The sequence below is a fragment of the Alkalibacterium indicireducens genome (assembly GCF_039522005.1).
Taxonomy (GTDB): Bacteria; Bacillota; Bacilli; order Lactobacillales; family Carnobacteriaceae_A; genus Alkalibacterium; species Alkalibacterium indicireducens.
Genome location: NZ_BAAADA010000213.1, coordinates 1 through 1,341, shown reverse-complemented (window position 1 = coordinate 1,341; position 1,341 = coordinate 1). Strand labels below are relative to the sequence as shown.

The following is a 1,341-nucleotide window of genomic DNA, read 5'->3' as shown; positions in this document are numbered from 1 at the left end:
GAGGGAAAACTCAAAAGAGAAAACCCTAAATCCACTTATATAGAGCATCTATAGTTTCCTAGGTGTCTCAAGTTTTTAAAGGAGGTACACTCACTGTTGTTGATCAGACAGCTATTACTGAGTTATATATCTGTCTAATGGAGAAGTAGCGACAATTAATCACCATGTCTCTATGGAAGAAGTCGTATGGGGTATCATCTTAAAACAGTCCGTTAACACGTCAAGATTGTTCACTGACTGTCATTTTATATTATCGTATAAGCTTATATCTAACAGCAACACTTTTGAAAGAACATGCGTTACAAAGTTATGTGGTAAAATAGAGCAAACATTACTAGCGGATACGGGGAAGGAACATGTTATGCGATCTGAAAAAGAAAAAAACAGAATAGTGAGCTGTACGACCCGGTGGATCAGGAGCTGGTCAAGGAACGGGAGCGAGCACACCGTTTGACACATAAGTATAATCAGATCGAGGATGAACATACCAGTGGTAAATGGATAAAAGAAATCTTTCAGACGATTGAAGGCCGAATTAAGGTTGAGGCGGGGTTGCGGGTTGACTATGGGTACAACATCCATGTTGGAGATCATGTCTATGCTAACTTTCACTGTATCCTGCTGGATGGCGGAGAAATCAGGATTGGGGAAAACGCACTGCCTGGTCCAGTGTTTCATTAGTTACACCTGACCATCCTATGGATTCAAGTCAGCGATTTGAAGGTCTGGAGTATGCCAAGCCGATAGTCGTTGGAGATAACAGCTGGTTGGGAGCAGGAGCAACGGTAATCGGCGGAGTGACTCTGGGGGATAACGTTGTGCTTGCAGGAGTACCGGCCAGAGTTATCCGAACATTCACATAGAAAAAGGATCAGACCCTTCTGCAGTGGTATGATCCTTTTTATAAACATTATTGAGAGGTATATCCGCCGTCGACTGGCAGCGTAATTCCTGTCAGAAATTCATTTTCTGCTATGAAGACAACTGCATGGGCGATTTCTTCAGGCACACCCAGGCGGCCGATTGGATGTTTATCTACCAGATTATCATAGTATTCACCCAGTGCTTCTCTATTTACCATACCGGACTCTACATATCCTGGAGCAACGGCTGCACATCGGATATTGTCTTTTGCGTACTGGAGAGCCAGTGACTTGGTCATGAGAACAACCGCTCCTTTAGACGCATTGTAAGCATAGGCTGTCGGCTCACCGACGATACCAAGAATGGAGGCACAGTTAATCACGACTCCGCCACCATTTTTTCTCATAGAATAGGAAAGTATAAAGTTTTACCCGCTAGAAAGCCTATCACCTCAAACGTTAATCACTATCACTTGAT

General features: G+C 43.5%; 3 protein-coding genes. 2 read left to right on the top strand and 1 reads right to left on the bottom strand.

Annotated features, from left to right (window positions below; all coding sequences use genetic code 11):
- Nucleotides 1-408: 408 nt before the first annotated feature.
- On the top strand, nt 409-681 hold the full coding sequence (locus ABFX15_RS11835; RefSeq protein ID WP_428830636.1) for a maltose acetyltransferase domain-containing protein: 273 nt from the start codon (nt 409-411) through the stop codon (nt 679-681).
- Nucleotides 682-698: 17 nt separating this feature from the next.
- Nucleotides 699-863 carry a DapH/DapD/GlmU-related protein gene (locus ABFX15_RS11830; protein WP_346025601.1) on the top strand — a complete coding sequence of 55 codons (165 nt, stop codon included), beginning with the start codon at nt 699-701 and terminating at the stop codon, nt 861-863.
- Nucleotides 864-910: 47 nt separating this feature from the next.
- Here the strand turns inward: ABFX15_RS11830 and ABFX15_RS11825 are convergent, their stop codons facing one another.
- Entirely contained in the window at nt 911-1,270 is a 360-nt protein-coding gene (locus ABFX15_RS11825) for an SDR family NAD(P)-dependent oxidoreductase (protein ID WP_346025600.1), read from the bottom strand.
- Nucleotides 1,271-1,341: the final 71 nt, after the last annotated feature.